The organism is Rhodoferax sp., from assembly GCF_028714215.1.
Taxonomy (GTDB): domain Bacteria; phylum Pseudomonadota; class Gammaproteobacteria; order Burkholderiales; family Burkholderiaceae_C; genus Rhodoferax.
In genome coordinates this window covers 60472-81688 of record NZ_JAQTMS010000016.1, presented here as the reverse complement: position 1 = coordinate 81688, position 21217 = coordinate 60472, and the positions used below count along the sequence as shown (strand labels likewise).

Here is a 21217-nt window from a genome sequence, read left to right as displayed (position 1 = left end):
ACAAGCCCGACTACGCCTATCTCAAGCCGGCCGCCGAATGCACGCCCATCGTCTATCCCAAGCCCGACGGCAAGCTGACGTTCGACCGCCTCTCTAGTGTCTTCATCGGCAACGTCAGCCATGAGGAAAACCAACCCGCGCATTTGACCCTGAAGGATGCGTCCGTTCCGGTGGCTGTCAACCTTGCGAAATTCGCCGGACCGGAGGCACGCTATTGCCCGGCCGGTGTCTATGAATTCGTCAAGAACGAGGACAACTCGGACCGCTTGCAGATCAACGCCTCCAACTGCGTGCACTGCAAGACCTGCGACATCAAGGACCCGACGCAGAACATTGTGTGGGTTACACCTGAAGGCGGTGGCGGGCCTAATTACGCTGGGATGTAGAGCCCCCATGCTGCTGCGGGCCTGCCTTGCTTCGGGCGCCCCAGCGCTGCGGCAACTGTAGGGCTTGATCGGTTATGCTTCCGCCCAAAAGGGAGGCAAAAATGGTTTATCCAAACAAGCCTGGAAGCTGGGCGGCAAAGAGCACGGCAACGATTCTGCTCGGTGCCTGCGCTGTCGTACTGGCCCATGCGCAATCCGCCAACAGCGACGCGGCAGTCACCGAAGTCCCCATTGGCGTGACGCGGGTGCAAGCCGTGGAAGGCATCACCGAATACCGGCTGGCCAATGGTCTCAAGGTGTTGCTGGCACCCGATCTGGCAGACGACCGGGTCACCGTCAACCTGACTTATATGGTGGGTTCCCGGCACGAAGGCTATGGCGAAGCCGGCATGGCGCATTTGCTGGAACATCTGGTCTTCAAGGGCACACCCACAACAGCCGATCCGAAAGCCGAATTCCGCAAACGCGGCTTTACCTTCAACGGCACCACTACCGCGGACCGAACCAACTACTTCGCCACCTTTGTCTCCAGTCAGGAATCGCTCAATTGGTACCTGGGCTGGCAAGCCGATGCCATGGTCCACAGCTTCATCGCGAAGAAAGACCTGGACAGCGAAATGACCGTGGTACGCAACGAATTTGATCTCAGGGAAAACAATCCGCTCCAGGCACTGGCGCAACGCATGTCACAAGTAGCCTACCTGTGGCACGCCTACGGCAAGACCACCATGGGTGCCAAGTCCGACATCGAAAACGTCGATATTTCCAAACTGCAGGATTTTTACAAACGCCATTACCGTCCCGACAATGCGGTGCTCATCGTCGCCGGCAAGTTTGATGTCAACAAAACCCTGCTGAGCATCCTGCAGTCGCTGGGCTCTTTGGTCAAGCCGGAAACACCCATTCCTAAAACGTATACCCTGGAGCCGCCACAGGATGGCGAGCGCAGCGTCATGGTGCGCCGACCCGCAGCCAACCAGCTCGTCATGGTGAGCTACCACACACCGGCAGCACTGCACCCGGACAGCGTTGCGCTGAACGTTCTGGCCACGGCTTTGGGCGACGCACCCTCGGGCCGTCTGCACAAGGCCCTGGTTGAATCCAGGCTGGCACAAACCGCTGTTGCCGTCGCTGGCGCACAGCGTGAGGGCGGTGCCATCGTTTTTGGCACGCTTTTCGGCCCTGAAGACGAAGCCGGTCCGCGCCAGAAACTGCTACTGGAGATTGTCGAGAACCTGACCAAGGAACCGATCCGGCAAGATGAGTTTGAGCGCGCCAAAACCAAACTCGATAAAGGTTTGGAAATGGGATTCGCGAACGCGGCGGCGGTCGCTGATGGTGCCATGACGATGGAGGTGGCAGGTGATTGGCGTGCCGTTTTTGTGGCGCGCGAACGCTTGAAAACCGTGACGCTGGACGATGTCAACCGTGTCGCGCGCACTTACCTGCTACCCGACAACCGCACCCTGGGCCACCTGATCCCGACCCAAAAACCGCTGCGCGCACCGGCGACCCTGATGCCGGATGTAGCGGCCTATTTACAAGGCTATGCGCTGGGCGAGAAGGGGCAGGCATCGGTTGCGTTTGATTTCAGCATTCCATCCTTGCACGATAAGGTCATGTTTGCAGCAACCCCGGGCGGCGTCAAAACCGCCATCCTGTCCAAGCCCGTGCGCGGCGATCTGGTTCAATTCATCATCACGTTGAAATTCGGCACTTTGGACTCGCTTCAGAACCAAAATGTCGCTGGCTCGATGGCCAACGTCATGCTGCTCAGGGGCACACCAAAAATGACGCGACAGCAGATCCAGGACGAGTTGAGCAAGCTGGGCGCCAAACTGAGCGTCAACTTCGGCCAAACCGGAGGCAGCCTGTCACTGACCGCAAAAATGGATACTTTCAAGCCGGCGCTGGAACTCGCAGTCCAACTGCTGAAAGAATCCAATTTTCCCGAGAACGAGTTTGAAGAGATGCGCAGCGCCTGGATCAAGAACATTGAAGGTCGTATCAAAGACTCGTCGGCTCAAGCCAACAACGCCTGGCTCCGCTACGGCAACGCCTACCTCAAGGGCGACCCCCGCTACAGCTACACACTGGAAGACTGGCTGCTGGAAGTCAAGACCGTCACGCGCGATCAGGTCTACCAGTTCTACCGGCGGTTTTACGGTGCGCAGAACGCACAAGTCCGGCTACTGGGACCGGTGGACGTAAAGGAATACCAGCAGACCATCGCGGCGGCACTGGACGGTTGGCAGGCCCCGGAGCCGTGGCGTCGCGTCGAACGCCCATTGATTGATGCGCCGCCGGCGCGGCTGGTGTTCAACACCGGCAAGAACAGCGTCAACTTGCGCGCCATCCATTCGGTTCCCGTATCGGAGCAAGGTATGGAAGTGGACTACTTCGGGCTGGCTCTTGGCAGCCGGATTTTGGGTGGCGGACCGGGCTCGCGCCTGTGGCGTCGCCTGCGCGAAACCGAAGGCCTAAGCTACAACCCTGGCGCCGGTTTTAACGTCGATTCCTATGAACGCAACAGCAATGTTTACCTGACCACCGACGTGGCAGCGCAAAACGTCAGCGCGGCAGAAAAGGCGCTACAGGAAGAATTGACGCGCACGCTCAGCGATGGCTTCACTGCCGCCGAGGTCGAAACCTTCAAGCATCAACTTCTCGCAGATCGCCTGCGTGCGAGGTCCGGCGACGGCTGGGCCATGGGTTTCATGCGGGGTCAACTGGAATTCGGTTACCCGAAAGACGGCCGTGAGAAAAACGACGCACTGATTGGATCGCTGACGGATGAGCAGATCAACGCAGTGTGGCGCAAATACGTAAAACCCGAGAAACTGGTGTGGGGAGTTTTTGGCGATAAATCCAAAATCAGGTGATTTTGATGCGCCTTCCGTCAAGGAAGACATCCACGAACATTGTCGTCACCGGCAGCGGTTGTCCGGGCTACTGCTGTCGCCTACCGGACTGGTACAAGGACAGATCGCCACCAGCATGTGCGCGAAAACCCCAATGCAGCGGGATTCAACATCCGTGCATAATCAAAAGTCGAAAAATTAGCCATTAAACCTTGGCCGGACGGACTCTCGTTGCACGCAGCGAATCAGCCCTTTCTCCAACCCTTGAAGGACTCCCCATGAAACTTTCCAAATTGCTTATCGGTTTGACGCTGGCAGTGGGCTTCGTCGCCTCGGCGTCCGCCCAGACCGTCATGAAAATCAGTATCTCGACTTCCCAGAATTCGCACCAGGGCGTCGGCATTGACACCTTCGCCAAGGAGGTCGAAAAACGCACCGGCGGGCGCTACAAGGTGCAAACCTTTTACAACGGCTCGCTCGGTGGCGAGCGTGAATCGGTCGAGGCGGTGCAACTGGGTACCCAGGAGCTGACTTTGACATCCACCGGCCCGATACCCAACTTCGTTCCCGATGCCAAAATTCTCGACATCCCCTTCCTGTTTCGCGACAAGGCACACGCGCGCGCCGTGCTGGACGGCCCGATCGGCCAGGAGATGCTGGTCAAGTTCGAACCCAAGGGTTTCAAGGCACTGGCCTGGGCCGAGAACGGCTTTCGCCACATGACCAACAGCAAGCGTCCGGTCAATACACCGGAGGACCTCAAGGGTCTGAAGATGCGGACCATGGAAAACCCGGTGCACGTCGCCGCCTACAAGGGCTTTGGCATCATCACCACGCCGATGGCTTTCCCGGAAGTGTTCACGGCGCTGCAACAAGGCACCGTGGACGGCCAGGAGAACCCGCTGTCGGTCATCATGTCGGCCAAGTTCGACCAGGTGCAAAAATACCTGAGCCTGACCGGCCACGTCTATTCGCCCTGCATCTTTCTGATGAACAAGGCCAGCTTTGACAAGCTGTCGGCCGCCGATAAAAAAGCCTTCCTGGAAGCCGCCAAAGTAGCCGCCCAAGCCAACCGCGCCCGCGTCGATGCGGATGATGCCAGTGGCGTGGCGGACCTGCGCGCCAAGGGCATGAACGTCGTGGAAAACGTCGACAAGGCCAAGTTCGTCGCCGCACTAGGCCCGGTCAACGCCGAGTTTGAAAAGCAGTTCGGCAAAGCCAACATCGACAAGATCCGCAACTTCAAATAACCGTCGGAATGACGATCGCTACTATTTTGGTAGCTTTCACGCCCGTCGAATCAGCCGACGGGCGTTTTTGTTCCTAAAGTCCATGGACAGCCGATGAAAAAGACCTTTCTCACAATAGAACACTACAGTACCGGCTTTGCCATGGCGGTGGCCTGCGCCATGATGGCGCTGGCGGCCAGTCTGGGCCTGTTCCAGATTGTCATGCGCTTCGTCGTCGAGGCCCCCGCCGAATGGACCGAAGTGCTGATCCGCTTCAGTTTGATCTGGATGGTGTTCATGGGCATCCCGGCCGCCTTTCGCGTTGGTGCCATGGTCAGCGTGGATGTGCTTTACCGCTGGAGCCCGCCCGGAATCAAGCGGGTGCTGGATTACCTGGTGAGCGGCGCCGCTTTGACCTTGATCCTGATCATCATCTGGTGGGGTTGGGACTACGCCCAGCGGGGGCGCGTGCAAACCGTCATTGGGCTGGAGGACGTGACCATGTTCTGGGCTTATCTGGCACTGCCGGTCGGCGGTGTTTTTTCCATCATCGGCATCATCGGCAACCTGATCGATCCGCAGCGCCTGGAACTGGAGACCGCGCAATGACCCTAGTTATGTTGACAACCATGGTGTTGTGCTTCGCACTCACCGTCTCGGTTGCCGTCTCGATTGGCCTGGCCTCGATCATGGGCATGCAGGCCAGCGACGCCCACATGCTGATCTCGGTGAAGGAAATGTTCAACGCCATCAACCGTTTCCCGCTGGCGGCGATTCCGTTTTTCATCCTGGCCGGCAACATCATGGAAACCGGCGGCATTTCGCGTCGCCTGGTTGAATTTGCCAAGAGCATTGTCGGCGGCGTGCAAGGCGGCCTGCCCATGACTTGCGTCCTGACCTGCATGATTTTTGGCGCCGTCTCGGGCTCCTCGGTGGCCACCACCTTTGCCATCGGCACGGTGCTGATTCCGGCGCTCATCAAGCACGGCTACCCGGTGACCTACGCGGCGGCCCTACAGGCCACCAGCGCCGAACTGGGCGTCATCATCCCGCCCTCCATTCCGATGATCTTGTACGGCGTCAGCGCCGAAGTCTCGATCGGCGAGCTGTTCATCTCCGGCTTCGGCCCCGGCATACTGATAGGCGGCGCCTTGATGCTGTTTGTCTTTGTCTATTGCAAGTTCAAGGGCTGGGGCAAGAACGACGGCGACGGCCGCCTGAGCTTTCGCAAGGCCACCCTGCAAGCCGGTTGGGCACTGCTGATGCCGGTCATCATTCTGGGCGGCATCTACGGCGGCGTCTTCACCCCGACCGAAGCCTCGGCGGTGGCGGTGTTCTATGCGCTGGTGGTGGGCATGCTGATCTACCGTGAAATCAAATTCAGGGATCTGGTCATCATCCTGCGCAAGTCGGTGATGTCCAGCGCGGTCATCATGTTCATCATTGCCAACGCCGGGCTGTTCGCGTTCCTGATCACGCGCGCCGGTGTGCCCGATGCGATCGGTCACTGGCTGCAAGAGGTCTTGAAGACACCGGCCTACTTCCTGCTGGGCGTCAATGCCGCCCTGTTCCTGATCGGCATGTTCATCGAGACCAGCGCCGCCATCATTGTGCTGGCGCCGATCCTGGCACCGGTCGCCATGCATTTTGGCATTGACCCGGTGCACTTCGGCCTGGTGATGGTGGTCAATCTGGCACTGGGCATGATCACGCCGCCGTTCGGCGTGAACCTGTTTGCCGCCTGCACGGTGGCGCGCATTTCGCTGGACCGCATCATCAAGGACTTGATTCCCTTTGTCCTGGTGGTGCTGGCCTGCCTGATGGTGATTACCTATGTGCCGGCGCTTTCGCTCACCTTGCGCGATCTGGTCTACGCGAAATAGTAGAATCCACCGGGTCAGGAGAGAGCACTTGCGCGCAGGTGCCGCCGAAGGCGCAGGAGCCTGCTGAGGCAGGCTGTGAACGCTCAGGCAAAAGGACTGACACGCGTTTTGCAAAAGACGTTTTCCCACTGGAGAGAGGCCGCATTGAATGCGGCCCACCGAAGGAGCAAACCTGCATCGCCAGGCGAATCTCTCAGGTAAAGCGGACAGCGGGGCTAGCCCATGGCTTTGGTCATGGAATTTAATCTGCCCCCACTGGAGTCCGCCGATGGCCAGCACGCCTGACAACCTTTTGAAAACACCGCTCAACGACCTGCACGTGTCGCTGGGCGCCCGCATGGTGCCGTTTGCCGGCTACTCCATGCCGGTGCAGTACCCGATGGGCCTGATGGCCGAGCATCACCACACACGCAGTGCCGCCGGCCTGTTCGACGTCTCCCACATGGGCCAGCTGCGCCTGGTCGGAGCCGATGCGGCAGCGGCCCTGGAGAGCCTGCTGCCGGTCGATGTGATCGACCTGCCGGTGGGCAAGCAGCGCTACGGCCTGCTGCTCAACGACGCGGGCGGCATCATCGACGACCTGATGTTCTTCAAGCGCGAAGCAGACATCTTCGTCATCGTCAATGGCGCCTGCAAGGTGGGCGATATCGCGCACATCCAGGCGCGGATCGGCCAGCGCTGCCAGGTCATTCCGATGCCCGAACGGGCGCTGCTGGCACTGCAAGGACCGCAGGCGGTAACGGCTTTGTCGCGTCTGGCGCCGGGGGTCGAAAAACTGGTGTTCATGACCGGCGGCTACTTCACCGTGCAGGCCGGCAGTGAGCGTATTGACGTCTTCCTGACGCGCAGCGGCTACACCGGCGAAGACGGTTTCGAGATTTCGGTGCACGAAGCGCAAGCCGAGGCGCTGGCCAAGACACTGCTGGCACAGCCGGAAGTCAAACCGATCGGTCTGGGGGCGCGCAACTCGCTGCGCCTGGAAGCCGGATTGCCCCTCTACGGCAACGACATCGACAACGGCACCACGCCGGTCGAAGCCGGTTTGAACTGGGCGATGCAAAAAGTACGGCGTGCCGGCGGCGCACGTGCCGGTGGCTTCCCGGGTGCCGCCAAAATACTGGCGCAACTGGCCGGTGGCGTCGATGCCCCGGCCCGAAAACGTGTCGGCCTGCTGGCCCTGGAGCGCGTTCCGGTACGTGAGCACACCGAGCTACAAGACCTGAACGGCCAGCGCATTGGCGAGGTCACCAGCGGCCTGCTTGGCCCCACCATCGACAAGCCGGTAGCCATGGGCTATGTGGCAGCCGAGTACGCCACCCTGGGCAGCAAGGTCAATGCCATCGTGCGCGGCAAACCGGTGCCCATGGAAGTGGTGGCCATGCCGTTTGTACCGACCCGCTATTACCGTGGTTAATTGCTCTGTTTCATTTCATTTCATTGACTTCACTTTTGGAAAATTCCCATGACAATCAAATACACCCCCGACCACGAATGGATCAAAGTTGACGGCGCCAACGCCACCGTCGGCATCACCCACCACGCGCAGGATGCCCTGGGCGACGTGGTGTTCGTGGACCTGCCCGAAATCGGTAAAGCCATTGCCGCCAAAGAGATTGCCGGCGTCGTCGAGTCGGTCAAGGCGGCGGCCGATGTCTACATGCCGGTCAGCGGCGAAATCACCGAAGTGAACGAAGCCCTGCGCGCCGACCCGTCGCTGGCCAACAGCGACCCACTGGGCGCCGGCTGGTTCTTCAAGGTCAAGCTGGCCAACCCCGCCGAGCTCGATGCCTTGATGGACGAGACCAGTTACAGCGCCTTTTCGGACCACGCTTAAGCAGGAAATCTTCATGTTGATGCAAGCCGCCAAACCCCTGGCCGAACTCGAAAACAGCGCTGAATTCATGGCCCGCCATATTGGCGTGGACCAGGCCGACGAGGCCTTGATGCTCAAGGTCGTGGGCGCCGGCTCACGCCGCGAACTGATCGCCGGCATCGTGCCGCGCTCCATTGCGCGCAGCAGCCCGATGGCCATCCCGGCGGCCGCGACCGAAGCCGCCGCCCTGGCCGAGCTGAAGGCGATGGCCGCCAAAAACAAGATCTTCAAGAGCTATATCGGCCAAGGCTATTACGACACCCACACGCCGGGCGTGATTCTGCGCAACATTCTGGAGAACCCGGCCTGGTACACCGCTTACACGCCTTACCAGGCCGAGATCAGCCAGGGCCGCATGGAAGCGCTGGTGAACTTCCAGACCATGGTCAGTGACCTGACCGCCATGCCGATGGCCAATGCCTCGATGCTGGACGAGGCAACCGCCGCTGCCGAAGCCATGACGCTGGCCTTGCGTGTCGGCAAAAGCAAATCGACCACCTTCCTGGTCGACCGCGAAGTATTGCCGCAAACGCTGGAAGTGATCCAGACCCGGGCCCGGCCCTTGGGCATCACGGTGAAGGTTTGCCAGGCTGACCAGGCGCTGGGCGAAGAAAGCTTTGCCCTGCTGCTGCAATACCCTGGCGTTAGCGGCGTGGTGCGCGACGACCGCACCCTGATCGCGGCCTACAAGGCCAAGGGTGGTGTTGTCATCATGGCGGCCGATCTGCTGGCGCTGACCTTGCTCACGCCGCCCGGCGAGTTGGGGGCCGACATTGCCGTCGGGACCACCCAGCGCTTTGGCATGCCCCTGTGCAACGGCGGCCCGCATGCGGCCTACCTGGCCTGTCGCGACGACTTCAAGCGCTCGATGCCGGGCCGGCTGGTGGGCGTCAGTGTCGATGTGCATGGCAACCCGGCTTACCGGTTGGCGCTGCAAACGCGCGAACAACATATCCGGCGCGAAAAAGCCACTTCCAACATCTGCACCGCGCAAGTCTTGCCGGCCGTGGTGGCCAGCATGTACGCGGTCTACCACGGTCCGCAAGGCCTGCAACGCATCGCCCAGCGCGTCGCCGCCTACACCGCCGTGCTGGCCCGGGGTCTGCAAGGCATGGGCTACCCCATCGCCAATGCCAGCGCTTTTGACACGCTCACCGTCGAGACTGCCGGCGCCACGGCGTCGATTGCGGCGCGCGCTGTCGCCGCCCGCGCCAACCTGCGGCTGGCGTCCGCAACCAGCCTGAGCGTGTCGCTGGACGAAACCAGCACGCGCGACGACATCGAGCAGTTGTGGGCCTTCTTCGCCAAGGACGGGCAAACGCCGCCCAGGGTCAGCAGCTTCGAGAAAGGCATCGAGTCGCTGTTGCCCACCGAATTGCGTCGCGGCAGCCGCTATTTGACGCATCCGGTGTTCAACAGCTACCACTCCGAGACCGGCATGCTGCGTTACATCCGCCGGCTCAGCGACAAGGATCTGGCGCTGGACCGCAGCATGATTCCGCTGGGCAGTTGCACCATGAAGCTCAATGCCACCAGCGAGATGATTCCCATCACCTGGCCCGAGTTTGCCGCGCTGCACCCGTTCGCGCCGCAGGATCAACGCCAGGGCTACCGCGAGCTCGATGAGCAATTGCGCGCCTGGCTCTGTCAGGCCACCGGCTACGCCGGCATCAGCCTGCAGCCCAACGCCGGTTCGCAAGGCGAGTATGCCGGCCTGCTGACGATCCGGGCCTACCATGAAGCCCACGGCCAGGGCCACCGCAACATCTGCCTGATCCCGTCCAGCGCCCACGGCACCAACCCGGCCAGCGCCCACATGGCGGGCCTGACAGTGGTGGTGACCGCCTGCGACGCCAGCGGCAACGTCGACCTGGCCGATCTGAAAGCCAAGTGCGAACAGCACAGCCAGAATCTGGCGGCGGTGATGATCACCTACCCCAGCACGCACGGTGTCTTCGAGACCAGCGTCAAGGAGTTGTGCGCCCTGGTGCATTCGCATGGCGGGCGCGTTTACGTCGACGGCGCCAACATGAATGCGCTGGTCGGTGTCGCGGCACCCGGTGAATTCGGCGGCGATGTCAGCCACCTGAACCTGCACAAGACCTTCTGCATTCCACACGGCGGTGGCGGCCCCGGTGTCGGGCCGGTGTGCGTGGTGGCCGACCTGGTGCCGTACCTGCCGGGGCATGCGACCGGCCGCCTGCAGTCAAAGGGCGTCGGGGCCATCGCGGCAGCGCCGCTGGGCAATGCCGCCGTGCTGCCGATCAGCTGGATGTACTGCCGCATGATGGGTCCGGACGGCCTGCAAGCGGCGACCGAAGTTGCCATTCTGGCCGCCAACTACATCAGCGCCCGCCTGAAGGACCACTACCCGACGCTGTACGCCAGTGCCAACGGGCATGTCGCGCACGAGTGCATTCTGGATTTGCGGCCCCTGAAGGAGAGCAGCGGCGGCGTCAATGGCGTCTCGGCCGAGGATGTCGCCAAGCGCCTGATGGACTACGGTTTTCACGCACCGACCTTGAGTTTTCCGGTGCCCGGCACGCTGATGGTGGAACCGACCGAGAGCGAGACGCTCGAAGAGTTGGACCGCTTCATCGACGCCATGATCGCCATCCGCGCCGAGGTTGCGAAGGTGGAGCAAGGGGCCTGGCCGCAAGACAACAACCCGCTCAAGCATGCGCCGCACACGGCGGCCTCCCTGCTGGGTGAAGCGTGGGACCGGCCTTACTCGCGCGAAGTCGGCGCCTTCCCGCTGGCCACGCTGAAGCAGGTCAAATACTGGCCGCCGGTGGGGCGTGTCGACAACGTTTACGGCGACCGAAATCTGTTCACCTCCTGCGTGCCTATCAGCAGCTGAGCAGGCATAGAAAAAGGGGGCCGCGGCCCCCTTTTTCTATCACGGCAAGCGCCCGTCAGAGCGTCGCACAGGATGGCTTGCGGCGCCGCACCACGGCGCCCATCAGACCCAGACCAGCCAGCAGCATGGCATAGCTTTCGGGCTCCGGCACGGCGCTGACGGTGACAAGAAAATCCTGCCGCGCCGGATTGGTGTAAAGGTTGAAGGTGTATTGCGTCGAACCGGCGACACCGTTGCGGGCATTGTTGATCATGCTGCCGGCGGCCGTCACCGCACCATTGGACAGGTTCGTCGCCCGCACGCTGCCGCTGCTCAGATCGCCATTGTCGTTGGCCAGTTCCCACAACGCCAGCTGGAAGGCGGCGCTGTTGAGTGCGTTGCCCGTGGTGCTGGCATAGGATTGCGAGTACAGCCTGGAGACATCGGCCGCTTGAGTGGCACTCAGCAGTGAAGTCAAACTGGAAGAAACGTTGTACTGGCTGGGAGATCCCGAAGAGTACTGGAAAGGATCAATGCAAAAAGCCAGAAAAGAAGTGCCGTCGACCGTGATGTTCTGGGCCCCGGTAAAGTAGTTCTGCGCCCCGCTAGGATAGACCGGCAACTGCAGATTCAGCGTCTGACCACTGGCGGTACCGGTTTCCGCGACCAATGCCGTTTGGGCCAGTGACGGAGCGCTGACCAGCGTCAGCGAGGCCAACAGGGTCAGGGTGAACAGGCTATGCGGGCGATATTTCATGGGGCACTTTCAAGGCGGACCAGTTCCAGCAAAGCGCCGATTATCCACAACCCGACCACTCCACCGGATGTCGCGAGGCGATATTCAATAGTATTTTTCTACTGTTTTTTTACACCAACATGGTAGATAGGTACCAATTCACCGTATCCGATCATTTCGCGCAACAGTGTCAAGCGAGCCGGCAGAACTCCCTGCCTGGTTATCGCTTGTACTGCACACACCCAAGCCGCATTGCGCCAATATCAGGCCGCCCGCTTGGCGTTTTCCAGCGCCTTGCCGACCTCGTTGCTGCCTTGCGCGGCGCCGCTTTGGGGCACCGAATCTCCGGCTCGGTCAGTGACCTCGGCCAGACGCTGGGCCAGACGCTCGGGTGTCAGGGCATCGGTACCCAGCCAGATCCCCTGCGTCAGGGTGATGTGAGCGGCCTCGAAAGTACCAGCACCGGCGCACAGAATGGTACGGGTCGGCGCCTCCTGTGACACCAGCACCAGCATGGCGGGCACCACGGCCTCGGGTTTCAGGGCCGCCAGCACGGCCTCGGGCATCAAGCCCTCGGTCATGCGGGTGGCCGCCGTCGGCGCCAGGCAATTGACGCGGATGTCGTTCTTGGCACCCTCCAGCGCCAGCGTCTGCATCAAGCCCACCAGCGCCATCTTGGCGGCACCGTAGTTGGCCTGGCCAAAATTGCCGTACAAGCCGGTCGACGACGTGGTCATCAGGATGCGGCCGTACTTCTGCGCGTTCATGATCGGCCAGACCGCCTTGCTGCAATGCACGGCGCCCATCAGGTGCACGCTCACCACCAGTTCGAAGTCGGCCAGTTCCATCTTGGCAAAAGTCTTGTCGCGCAAAATACCGGCGTTGTTGACCAGAATGTCGACACGCCCCCAGGCGTCCATGGCCTGCTGCACCATGGCCTGCACGGCGGCAAAATCGGTCACCGACGCGCCGTTGGCCAAGGCCTCGCCGCCGGCCGCCCTGATTTCCGCCACCACCGCCTCGGCGGCACTGGCCGAGCCGCCGGAGCCGTCGCGCGTACCGCCCAGGTCATTCACCAGCACCTTGGCACCCCGCGCTGCCAGCGCCAGCGCATGGGCTCGACCCAGGCCACCGCCAGCACCCGTCACTATGGCCACGCGGCCTTTGAAATCAATCGTCATGTTTCATTCCTTAAAAGTAAAAGACAAATTACAGCAAGGGCGCCGGTCGCCTCAACGGCGCACAACGGCCTCTTCAACTCATGGTGACAAGGTTACCGGCGGCTGCCCCAGGCCGGCACGGGGCAGCCAGGCAAACACCGAATCCACGGTCACGGTTTCAATCCGGTCGGAAAAGCGCTTCTCATTGGGGTGGTCGTCAAACGCCACGTTGGCCGCCGAAACGCGCGCCCCGAGCCGGGCCAAGGGACCAATATTCAAGGCCGTTGGCTGGTAACCCTCGGCCTGTAGCCAAGCTTGCGCCTGTTGGCGCGTCACCCGGCCCATACCGTTCTCAGGTGCCATGGCCAGCGCCAGGGTTTCAATCGCCCACTGGTTGGACTGCTGGTATTTTTGACCCCAGACGTAGCTCACCATGCTGTAGGGTTTGTGGTGCAGCTGCACGGCCCGCGGCTGATCCTGCAACAAGGCAAGCAGTCGTTCCTGCACCGGCGCGGTAGGCACCACCCAGGCCGCTTCGTAGCGCCACAAATCGTCCAGAAAGAAATCTCCCAGACCCTGGCGGTACACGGCCGACTCGGCGGTGCCGCATTGGTTCAGTTTGTGCAGCACGCGCCACACGTGGCCGCCTTGCTCATCGTTTTGGCGGTAAGCCAGGCCGAGATGGGAATAACGCAGACCGTACTTGCTGAGGTCTTGCCCGGCGCGCGCCAGCACCACCACCTGCGCCCCGCTGCGTTCCAGCGCCTGCAGGGTGCGCTGGGCCAGGTTCAGAGCCCGTTCGATGGTGCTGGCTTTGGACGGCTGGGGTGCATCACACGCACGCCCTGCATGGGCCAGCGGGCTAAGCAAGCCCGTCAGCGCCAGCGAGGCCGCTACGCACAGAACTTTGAAGGCAACCATCGTTTCCGATCGTCGGTTTGCGTTCAGGGCGTGACGCGCTGGTTGTACAGCAGGGAGCGGCCCAGTTGATTCGGCAGGAAGGCAATCGCCTGGCCCGCCACCGACAGCACCACCCCGGCGCCGATGACCGCCACACTGACCACCGTGCCAGCTGCCACCGAGACACCGGCCACCCCTTTGCCCAGCACCTCAATGCTGACACGGGCACCGTCCGAAGCACGCTCCAGCACATAGACGGTACCGCGTGCCGAGACTTCCACTGCCTTGACCAGCAACACCGCCCCGGCGCCGGAAAGCGCCGCCGGCACCGCCAGCGCAGCCCCGGCGGCCACGCTGGTTTGCGCCACCACCGAGGCCACGGGCAAGGCGGACACCGCACTCAAGGCCGAGACATCACTCTGCGCCCTGGCGTCAAAGGAAACCGCGACGCCGGTCAATAAAACGCAAGCTGCCATCGACAAGGCAGCGAAGGTTTTCTTCATGGGAGCTACTTTCTGAGAGTCATTCAAAAACCAGTCGGGCCTGCAACAGCAAAGCGCGGCGACCACGGCGATTTCAGCAATCGGGCTTGAGCACCTTGGCCACCGGGTTGTGGCGCAACCTGAAAGCATCCGGCATGCCGGAGCCCAGTAGGGGACGCAGGTAGAGCCGGAAGGCATCGGTCACGTCGGTGCCGCTGGCGCTGATGAATTCGTCTTCCATGACGCGCGTCTTGCCGGCCACGGCATCGAGCGCCAGCAACTCGTAGTCGACCGAATAAAACCCGGTGCGCTTGATGGCCACCGAGCCGTCGCGCGCGCCCCACATGGCGAACTGCACCGCCTTCTCGCCGACCTCGCGCGCCTCGCGCTGATCGACGTCGGAGACGCAGCCGATGAAGGAGCGTTGCAGATAGCCAAAGGTATCCCCGCGCACCCGTTTGATCTTCAGTTTGGACTTGATTTCCTCGCACAGCAGATCGGCCAGCGCCCCGTTGCCCGACAACTGCACATTGCCATGGGCGTCGTGCTCCAGGTCCTTCGCCAGCAAGGCGGCAATGGCCACGCCCGAGGCATCGTGAATGCCCTCGGACACCGCAATCACACAGCGCCCATAACGCTCGTAAACGCTTTTCACATCGGCCAGGAATTTCTCCAGCACGAAGGTCCGTTCCGGCAGGTAGATCAGGTGCGGTCCGTCGTCCGGGAACTTCTTGCCCAGTGCCGACGCCGCCGTCAAAAAACCGGCATGACGGCCCATCACGACGCCCACATAAACGCCCGGCAGGGCCGCGTTGTCCAGATTGGCGCCGGCGAAGGCCTGGGCCACAAAACGTGCCGCCGACGGAAAGCCCGGCGTGTGGTCGTTGCCCACCAGGTCGTTGTCAATGGTCTTTGGAATGTGAATGCTGCGCAGCGGGTAGCCGGCTTTGCGCGCCTCCTCGCTGACGATGCGCACGGTGTCGCTGGAGTCGTTGCCGCCGATGTAGAAGAAATGCCCGATCTGGTGCGCCTGCAAGACCTTGAAGATCTCCTGGCAATAGGCCAAATCCGGTTTGTCGCGGGTGGAGCCCAGCGCCGAAGACGGCGTGCTGGCCACCAACTCCAGATTGTGGTGGGTCTCCTGCGTCAGATCGACAAAGTCCTCATTGACGATGCCGCGCACGCCGTGGCGCGCGCCGTAGATGCGCCCGATGGCGCCGAAGCGCCGCGCCTCCATCGCCACGCCCACCAGCGACTGGTTGATCACGGCCGTCGGGCCACCGCCCTGGGCAACAAGTATTTTTCCGGATGCCATCAAAAAATCTCCTTGGGAATTTGGCGACGAGTTTAGCGCGTGGGCGCGGCCGCCAACCAGCGCTCGACCGCCGCTGGTTCACTGACGCCGCGCAGTGCCAGATAGGCCAGTTCGGCTTCGGGATGGCGACGCCGCAAAAAGTTGAGCCACTGCTTGAGCCGCCCGGCCTGCTGGCGGCGCTCCAAACGCAGGCACACCAGACGCCAAAAATCGGCGATCAGCGGCAACAGGATCTGCCAACTCACACCCGGCGGCGGCTCGCGCTGTGCCACGGCGGCCTGGATCGCCAGCGCCAACCCCGGATCGCTGACCATGCCACGACCCAGCATCAAGCCGTCGCAGCCCGACAGCTGGCGACAGCGCAAGGCGTCCTGCACGCTCCAGATATCGCCATTGGCAAGCACCGGGATGTGCACGGCCGCACGTATGTCGGCGATGCGTTCCCAGTAAACAGGTGGGCGGTAAGCGTCGGCCTTGGTGCGGGCATGCACCACCAGTTCGCTGGCGCCGCCGGCCTCGATCGCCAGCGCGCTTTCCACCGCGCGTGAAGCATCGTTGACGCCCAGGCGCATCTTGGCCGAAACCGGCAGCTGGGCCGGCACGGCGCGCCGAACCGCCGACATGATGCGACTGAGTAGTTCCGGCTGATCGAGCAAGGTGGCGCCGCCACCATGGCGATTCACGACCTTGGCCGGACAGCCGAAGTTCAGGTCGATACCGTCGGGGCCCAAGGTGGCCAGGCGAGCGGCATTCTCCGCCAGACAGACCGGGTCCGAGCCCAGCAGTTGCACCCGCACCGGCACCCCGGCCAAGGTCCGCCCGCCATTGAGCAACTCCGGCACGGCACGCGTGTAGACACGATCCGGCAGCAAGGTATGCGTGACGCGGATGAATTCGGAGACACAGCGATCGACCCCGCCGACGCGGGTCAGGATGTCGCGCAACACAAAGTCCAGCACACCCTCCATGGGCGCGAGATAAATGGTCATGACAAATGAGGGAGTTGCAACAGGGGGCGGGAATCAGGGTCCGTTCAGCCGGCCAAGCCGCCACTTCATCTGCACGCCGGAAGAGGCACTCCGGACGCCGGATGCCAGGCTGAAGACCAGGGCTATTATCACGCCATCGCCCCGGGCGATCGAGGGAGCGAATTTCAAATGCAACCTATACTTTGAACCGCCCCCGTGAAAATGGGGCGCCGGACTGCCAGGCCTTATCCATCCTTCACCTTATTTGCGAGTTGCCCATGACCATCAACGTCACTATCGATCTTGGCTACGAGTTTGAAGTCAAAGCCAGCGCGGCGGACGTGTTCGACGTCCTTGCCGATGTACCCACTTCGGCCAGTCACTTTCCCAAGGTCGACAAGCTGGTCGACCTCGGCGGCGGCACCTACCGCTGGGAAATGGCAAAAATTGGTTTGGCCCAGATCAATCTGCAAACCATCTACGCCTCCAAATACGTCTCCAACAAGGCCAAGGGCACAGTCGTCTGGACCCCTGTCAAGGGCGAAGGCAATGCCCTGGTGTCGGGCAACTGGAAGATTACCGACAAGAAAAAATCAACCCTGATCGCGCTGCAAATCAATGGCGAGCTGACCATTCCCCTGCCCGGTCTGATGAAGATGGTGGTGGCGCCGGTGGTGGAAGCCGAGTTTGAAAAAATGATAGAGCAGTACATCGCCAACCTGACCAAGCGCTTCGGTGGCGAGGTCTGATTTTCTGAGGTACCTAGGGTCAACACCCTTGCCAGTGGGCGTCTTTTCAGCAGAATGAAACCTTCTTTTTGACCGGAGAGACCCGTGCCCACTCCCATTGCCGTAGCTGCCGGCGACCTGCCGTTGCCGTGTTTTTACCGCTGGGAGCGTCAGCGCGCCAACCAGGTCTACCTGACGCAACCGACCACTGGCGGCGCCGTTCAGGATCTCACCTGGAGTCAAGCGGGCGATCAGGTACGCCGCATGGCGAGCTGGTTGCAGACCCAGGCATGGCCCATCGGCAGCCGGGTTGCCATCATCGGAAAAAACAGCGCCCACTGGGTGCTGGCCGATCTGGCGATACAGATGGCCGGACACGTCTCCGTTCCCCTTTATCCGACCTTCAACGGTGAAGCGCTTTCCTACGTGCTGGCGCACTGCGAGGCGCGCGCCTGTTTTGTCGGCAAGATGGATGAGATTGGCAATCTGCAGACCGGCCTGGCAGCCGACTTGCCAGTCATTGCCCTGCCGCTGGCGCCCGCCATCAAGGCCTTGCGTTGGAGCGACCTGATCGCCAGCAGCCTGCCCATGCAGGAGTCGCCAACACCCGATGGCGAATCCGTTTGCACCATCATCTACACCTCCGGCACCACCGGCAAGCCCAAGGGTGCGGTGCACACCTTCAACACCATTGCCTGGGGTGTCTCCAGCGCCACGCGGCGCGTGCGCATGAGCAGCGACGACCGCTATCTTTCCTACCTGCCGTTGGCCCACGTGGCCGAGCGCATGCTGATAGAACAGGGTTCGCTGCGCTATGGCGGGCACATTTTTTTTGCCGAGGCGCTGGACACTTTTGTGCAGGACCTGCAGCGCGCGCGTCCCACCATCTTTTTCTCGGTGCCACGATTGTGGGTCAAGTTTCAGCAAGGCGTGCACGCCAAAATGCCGGCCGCGAAACTCAAAAGACTGCTGGCTCTGCCGCTCATCGGCTGGCTGGTCCGGCGCAAGATTCTCAAGGGTCTGGGACTCGATCAATGCCGTATCGCGGCCGGCGGCGCGGCGCCCATGCCGGCCGACGTGTTGCATTGGTACCGCGATCTGGGCCTTGATCTGATCGAGGTCTACGGCATGACCGAGAACTGCGCGATCTCGCATTCCACCATGCCAGGCTCGTCCCGGACCGGCACCGTGGGCCTGCCCTACGACGGCGTTGAACAGCGCATAGACCCCAACAGCGGTGAAATCGAAATGCGCAGCGCGGCGCTGATGAAAGCCTATTACAGGGAGCCCGAGCAGACCGCCGCCGCCATCACCGCCGACGGCTGGCTGCGCACCGGTGACAAGGGCGACATTGCGGCCGATGGCTACCTGAGCATCACCGGCCGTGTCAAGGACATCTTCAAGACCGGCAAGGGCAAATACGTGGCACCGGCACCGATCGAGGACCTGCTGGTCATGCACCCCGACATCGAAGCCTGCGTCGTGACCGGCGCAGCCCTGGCACAACCGCTGGCACTGGTCATGCTGTCGCAGGACGCGGTGACCAGATGCGCCACTGGTGACGCCAAACAAGCGCTCACCGAGTCGCTCGAATTGCATCTGAAGGCGGTCAACGCGCGGCTGGAGCCGCACGAAAGACTGGGCTGTCTGGTGGTCGTCACGACGCCCTGGACGCCGGAAAACGGCTTTGTGACGCCCACCCTCAAGGTCAAACGCAACCGGATTGAAGAAGCTTTCGCCGGGCAATACCAGAGCTGGAGCAACGCCGGCAAGCCGGTGATCTGGCTGGCGGACTAGGGCCTGTTCACCCTATTTTTGCGAGATGCGTTGTGAGTCAAAAAAGCCATGCGCAAAGCGCAAAACGCCGCCGGGGTTGGCCCCCGGCAAGGCTTTGCAATGCCGCGCATGGTTTTTTTGGCCACAACCCGCAGGGAACGGGATGAAAAAAGTGCCACTCGGCGTTGCGCTCCTAGGCAAGGCCTCGGCCTTGCCGTTGTCACGCGCCTTGATTGGCGCATTTTTCATCGCGTTCGCACTCGTAAAAATAGGGTGAACAGGCCCTAGTCAGCCGATAATCACAGCCTCGTGGACACTTCCGCCAATAAATTTTTTTCAGGACCATCGCAATGCATCGTGTCGCCATCAGCAGTACCGGAATCTATATTCCACCCGAGGTCATTACCAATGAAGAACTGGTAGCCGCCTTCAACCGCTTTGCCGAGCAGGAAAACAGTACCCACGCCGCCGCCATCGCGGCCGGTACGCACCAAGCCATCCCGCTCTCCAGCGTCGAATTCATCGAGAAGGCCTCCGGCATCAAGCGGCGTTACGTGATGGAGAAATCGGGCATCCTCGATCCGCAGCGCATGCGCCCGCGCCTGAAAGCTCGACCGGACAACGAAATTTCGCTGATGGCCGAGATCGGCGTGGCGGCGGCGCGCGATGCGCTGGCACGCGCCGGCAAGCAGCCGCAAGACATCGACGGCGTCTTTTGCGCCGCCGCCAACATGCAGCGCGCCTACCCGGCCATGGCGGTTGAAATCCAGACCGCCCTGGGCATCAAGGGCTTCGGCTTCGACATGAATGTGGCTTGTTCATCGGCCACTTTCGGCATTGAAATGGCGGTCAACGCAGTCAAGCCCGGTTCCGCGCGCGCCATCCTGGTGGTCGACCCGGAAATCACCTCGCCTCATCTGGCCTGGAAAGACCGGGATTGCCATTTCATCTTCGGCGACGTCTGCACCGCAGTGCTGGTGGAGCGCCTGGAAAACGCGCCGGCCGGCGCCTTCGAGGTGCTGGGCACCCGCCTGCTGACCACTTTCTCCAGCAATATACGCAACAACGCCGGTTTCATGTCGCGCGCCGAAGACCGCGACCCGGAGGACCGCGACCAGTTGTTCTACCAGGAAGGTCGCAAAGTCTTCAAGGAAGTCTGCCCGATGGCGGCCGAGCACATGAGCAAGCACCTGGCGGACCTGGGCTTCACGCCCCAGGATGTGCGCCGCTTCTGGCTGCACCAGGCCAATCTGGCCATGAACCAGTTGATCAGCCGCAAGCTGCTGGGACGCGATGCCACGCCGGAAGAGGCACCGGTCATTCTGAACGAATTTGCCAATACCGCGTCGGCCGGTTCCATCATTGCTTTTCACCGCCACCACGATGACTTCAAGGCCGGCGAAGTGGGCATGATCTGCTCCTTCGGCGCCGGCTACTCGATTGGCAGTGTGGTGCTGCGCCGGACCTAGTTCAGAGCTCGTTTGAGCCGGATTTCCTCGATCTTGACGCCGCCCATGGGCACCGTCTTGATGCTGGACATTTCGCGTTTGAAACCGGCCAGCTCAAGAAAGCGCAGGGCTCGCTCGTTGCTCAGCGGCAGCCACGCTGTCACGGTGTTGCAGCCCTCCTCCAGCAGACCCTCGCGGGCAGCGTCCCACAACGCCAGGCCGACGCCCTTGCCCAAGTGGCTTGGTGCGACATGGATCGCCCAGATTTCTCCGGTGGTCGGCGGCGTGCCCTTGTCGCGCGAGCGATCGAAGCCGACAAAGCCGACCACTTCGCCGGCATCGAGCGCCACCACCACCTGAGGTTCGCAGTACTCGATGGCTTCGCGCCAGTAGGCCTGGCTGGCTTTGGCATGAATTTCGGCAATCGTTCTGGCATCGCGCGGCGTTGCCGGCCGGACTTCGTAAGTACTGGTACTGGACATGAAAAATGCTGGGGAAAAACCCGTGAATAAGAAAAATTGGAACTGGATTGTCGCCGCAAACAAAGCCCTTGCATGAAACCTGCTTGGCGCTGCCAAATACAGCGCCTTGACGACTCTTTCCAGCGCTGCCTTGGCCTGATAATTTCCCCAT

The 21217-nt window shown here is 61.8% G+C and carries 18 protein-coding genes and 2 riboswitches; of the genes, 11 read left to right on the top strand and 7 right to left on the bottom strand.

The genetic code is table 11. From position 1 onward, the window contains the following. From PHS32_RS09745 to gcvP, 8 genes are all read left to right on the top strand, one after another. Window positions 1–386 (top strand): 4Fe-4S dicluster domain-containing protein (locus PHS32_RS09745; RefSeq protein WP_301078747.1); only part of this gene is annotated, 386 nt, incomplete at its 5' end. 101 nt (window positions 387–487) lie between these two features. Then, window positions 488–3268, top strand: a complete 2781-nt coding sequence (locus PHS32_RS09740; protein ID WP_301078746.1) for a pitrilysin family protein — start codon at window positions 488–490, stop codon at window positions 3266–3268. A gap of 257 nt (window positions 3269–3525) precedes the next feature. After that, the gene (locus PHS32_RS09735) at window positions 3526–4497 is read left to right on the top strand and encodes a TRAP transporter substrate-binding protein (RefSeq protein WP_301078745.1); all 972 of its coding nucleotides are present in this window, start codon (window positions 3526–3528) and stop codon (window positions 4495–4497) included. A gap of 93 nt (window positions 4498–4590) precedes the next feature. Next, window positions 4591–5085, top strand: a complete 495-nt coding sequence (locus tag PHS32_RS09730) for a TRAP transporter small permease (protein ID WP_301078744.1) — start codon at window positions 4591–4593, stop codon at window positions 5083–5085. Then, window positions 5082–6359, top strand: a complete 1278-nt coding sequence (locus tag PHS32_RS09725; RefSeq protein WP_301078743.1) for a TRAP transporter large permease — start codon at window positions 5082–5084, stop codon at window positions 6357–6359. Before PHS32_RS09730 ends, PHS32_RS09725 begins: the two co-directional genes overlap by 4 nt. A 5-nt stretch (window positions 6360–6364) precedes the next feature. Continuing rightward, window positions 6365–6468: riboswitch (glycine riboswitch) on the top strand. Window positions 6469–6477: 9 nt separating this feature from the next. Continuing rightward, a riboswitch (glycine riboswitch) is annotated at window positions 6478–6579 on the top strand. Between the two features lie 48 nt (window positions 6580–6627). Then, window positions 6628–7773, top strand: coding sequence for a glycine cleavage system aminomethyltransferase GcvT (gene gcvT / locus PHS32_RS09720; protein ID WP_301078742.1), 1146 nt, complete (start codon window positions 6628–6630; stop codon window positions 7771–7773). A 48-nt stretch (window positions 7774–7821) separates the two neighbouring features. Further along, the gene (gene gcvH, locus PHS32_RS09715; protein WP_301078741.1) at window positions 7822–8193 is read left to right on the top strand and encodes a glycine cleavage system protein GcvH; all 372 of its coding nucleotides are present in this window, start codon (window positions 7822–7824) and stop codon (window positions 8191–8193) included. A 13-nt stretch (window positions 8194–8206) separates the two neighbouring features. Next, window positions 8207–11092, top strand: a complete 2886-nt coding sequence (gcvP, locus tag PHS32_RS09710; RefSeq protein ID WP_301078739.1) for an aminomethyl-transferring glycine dehydrogenase — start codon at window positions 8207–8209, stop codon at window positions 11090–11092. A 55-nt stretch (window positions 11093–11147) separates the two neighbouring features. On the opposite strand, the gene PHS32_RS09705 is transcribed toward gcvP, so the two are convergent. The 6 genes from PHS32_RS09705 to PHS32_RS09680 all read right to left on the bottom strand — a co-directional run bounded on the left by PHS32_RS09705 (window position 11148) and on the right by PHS32_RS09680 (window position 16653). Next, window positions 11148–11828: a PEP-CTERM sorting domain-containing protein gene (locus tag PHS32_RS09705; protein ID WP_301078738.1), complete on the bottom strand. Its 681-nt coding sequence runs from the start codon at window positions 11826–11828 to the stop codon at window positions 11148–11150. Between the two features lie 242 nt (window positions 11829–12070). After that, window positions 12071–12988 carry an SDR family NAD(P)-dependent oxidoreductase gene (locus PHS32_RS09700; protein WP_301078737.1) on the bottom strand — a complete coding sequence of 306 codons (918 nt, stop codon included), beginning with the start codon at window positions 12986–12988 and terminating at the stop codon, window positions 12071–12073. Between the two features lie 78 nt (window positions 12989–13066). Beyond that, entirely contained in the window at window positions 13067–13888 is an 822-nt protein-coding gene (locus tag PHS32_RS09695) for a DUF2145 domain-containing protein (RefSeq protein ID WP_301078736.1), read from the bottom strand. A 23-nt stretch (window positions 13889–13911) separates the two neighbouring features. Continuing rightward, a complete protein-coding gene (locus PHS32_RS09690; RefSeq protein ID WP_301078735.1) occupies window positions 13912–14370 on the bottom strand; it encodes a hypothetical protein in 459 nt (152 codons plus the stop codon). Window positions 14371–14443: 73 nt separating this feature from the next. Next, a complete protein-coding gene (locus tag PHS32_RS09685) occupies window positions 14444–15664 on the bottom strand; it encodes a 6-phosphofructokinase (protein ID WP_301078734.1) in 1221 nt (406 codons plus the stop codon). Between the two features lie 32 nt (window positions 15665–15696). Then, window positions 15697–16653 (bottom strand): tRNA-dihydrouridine synthase, encoded by a 957-nt coding sequence (locus tag PHS32_RS09680; RefSeq protein ID WP_301078733.1) that lies wholly within the window; start codon window positions 16651–16653, stop codon window positions 15697–15699. A gap of 257 nt (window positions 16654–16910) precedes the next feature. Here PHS32_RS09680 and PHS32_RS09675 point away from each other — a divergent pair, with 257 nt between their 5' ends. The 3 genes from PHS32_RS09675 (at window position 16911) to PHS32_RS09665 (ending at window position 20605) form a co-directional block, all read left to right on the top strand. Continuing rightward, on the top strand, window positions 16911–17381 hold the full coding sequence (locus PHS32_RS09675) for an SRPBCC family protein (RefSeq protein WP_301078732.1): 471 nt from the start codon (window positions 16911–16913) through the stop codon (window positions 17379–17381). A gap of 84 nt (window positions 17382–17465) precedes the next feature. Then, on the top strand, window positions 17466–19157 hold the full coding sequence (locus PHS32_RS09670; RefSeq protein WP_301078731.1) for an AMP-binding protein: 1692 nt from the start codon (window positions 17466–17468) through the stop codon (window positions 19155–19157). Between the two features lie 329 nt (window positions 19158–19486). Then, complete coding sequence (locus PHS32_RS09665; RefSeq protein WP_301078729.1) at window positions 19487–20605, top strand: beta-ketoacyl-ACP synthase III; 1119 nt, start codon at window positions 19487–19489, stop codon at window positions 20603–20605. On the opposite strand, the gene PHS32_RS09660 is transcribed toward PHS32_RS09665, so the two are convergent. Beyond that, on the bottom strand, window positions 20602–21066 hold the full coding sequence (locus tag PHS32_RS09660) for a GNAT family N-acetyltransferase (RefSeq protein WP_301078728.1): 465 nt from the start codon (window positions 21064–21066) through the stop codon (window positions 20602–20604). The two genes, PHS32_RS09665 and PHS32_RS09660, sit on opposite strands and share 4 nt — an antisense overlap. Window positions 21067–21217: the final 151 nt, after the last annotated feature.

What these genes read in the sequence shown, in the direction of transcription:
- PHS32_RS09705 (WP_301078738.1), bottom strand. Translation starts at nt 11,828, where the DNA reads ATGAAATATCGCCCGCATAGCCTGTTCACCCTGACCCTGTTGGCCTCG.
- PHS32_RS09730 (WP_301078744.1), top strand. Translation starts at nt 4,591, where the DNA reads ATGAAAAAGACCTTTCTCACAATAGAACACTACAGTACCGGCTTTGCC.
- PHS32_RS09690 (WP_301078735.1), bottom strand. Translation starts at nt 14,370, where the DNA reads ATGAAGAAAACCTTCGCTGCCTTGTCGATGGCAGCTTGCGTTTTATTG.
- PHS32_RS09735 (WP_301078745.1), top strand. Translation starts at nt 3,526, where the DNA reads ATGAAACTTTCCAAATTGCTTATCGGTTTGACGCTGGCAGTGGGCTTC.
- PHS32_RS09700 (WP_301078737.1), bottom strand. Translation starts at nt 12,988, where the DNA reads ATGACGATTGATTTCAAAGGCCGCGTGGCCATAGTGACGGGTGCTGGC.
- PHS32_RS09740 (WP_301078746.1), top strand. Translation starts at nt 488, where the DNA reads ATGGTTTATCCAAACAAGCCTGGAAGCTGGGCGGCAAAGAGCACGGCA.
- PHS32_RS09660 (WP_301078728.1), bottom strand. Translation starts at nt 21,066, where the DNA reads ATGTCCAGTACCAGTACTTACGAAGTCCGGCCGGCAACGCCGCGCGAT.
- PHS32_RS09665 (WP_301078729.1), top strand. Translation starts at nt 19,487, where the DNA reads ATGCATCGTGTCGCCATCAGCAGTACCGGAATCTATATTCCACCCGAG.
- PHS32_RS09725 (WP_301078743.1), top strand. Translation starts at nt 5,082, where the DNA reads ATGACCCTAGTTATGTTGACAACCATGGTGTTGTGCTTCGCACTCACC.
- gcvH (WP_301078741.1), top strand. Translation starts at nt 7,822, where the DNA reads ATGACAATCAAATACACCCCCGACCACGAATGGATCAAAGTTGACGGC.
- PHS32_RS09685 (WP_301078734.1), bottom strand. Translation starts at nt 15,664, where the DNA reads ATGGCATCCGGAAAAATACTTGTTGCCCAGGGCGGTGGCCCGACGGCC.
- PHS32_RS09675 (WP_301078732.1), top strand. Translation starts at nt 16,911, where the DNA reads ATGACCATCAACGTCACTATCGATCTTGGCTACGAGTTTGAAGTCAAA.
- PHS32_RS09680 (WP_301078733.1), bottom strand. Translation starts at nt 16,653, where the DNA reads ATGACCATTTATCTCGCGCCCATGGAGGGTGTGCTGGACTTTGTGTTG.
- gcvT (WP_301078742.1), top strand. Translation starts at nt 6,628, where the DNA reads ATGGCCAGCACGCCTGACAACCTTTTGAAAACACCGCTCAACGACCTG.
- PHS32_RS09695 (WP_301078736.1), bottom strand. Translation starts at nt 13,888, where the DNA reads ATGGTTGCCTTCAAAGTTCTGTGCGTAGCGGCCTCGCTGGCGCTGACG.
- gcvP (WP_301078739.1), top strand. Translation starts at nt 8,207, where the DNA reads ATGTTGATGCAAGCCGCCAAACCCCTGGCCGAACTCGAAAACAGCGCT.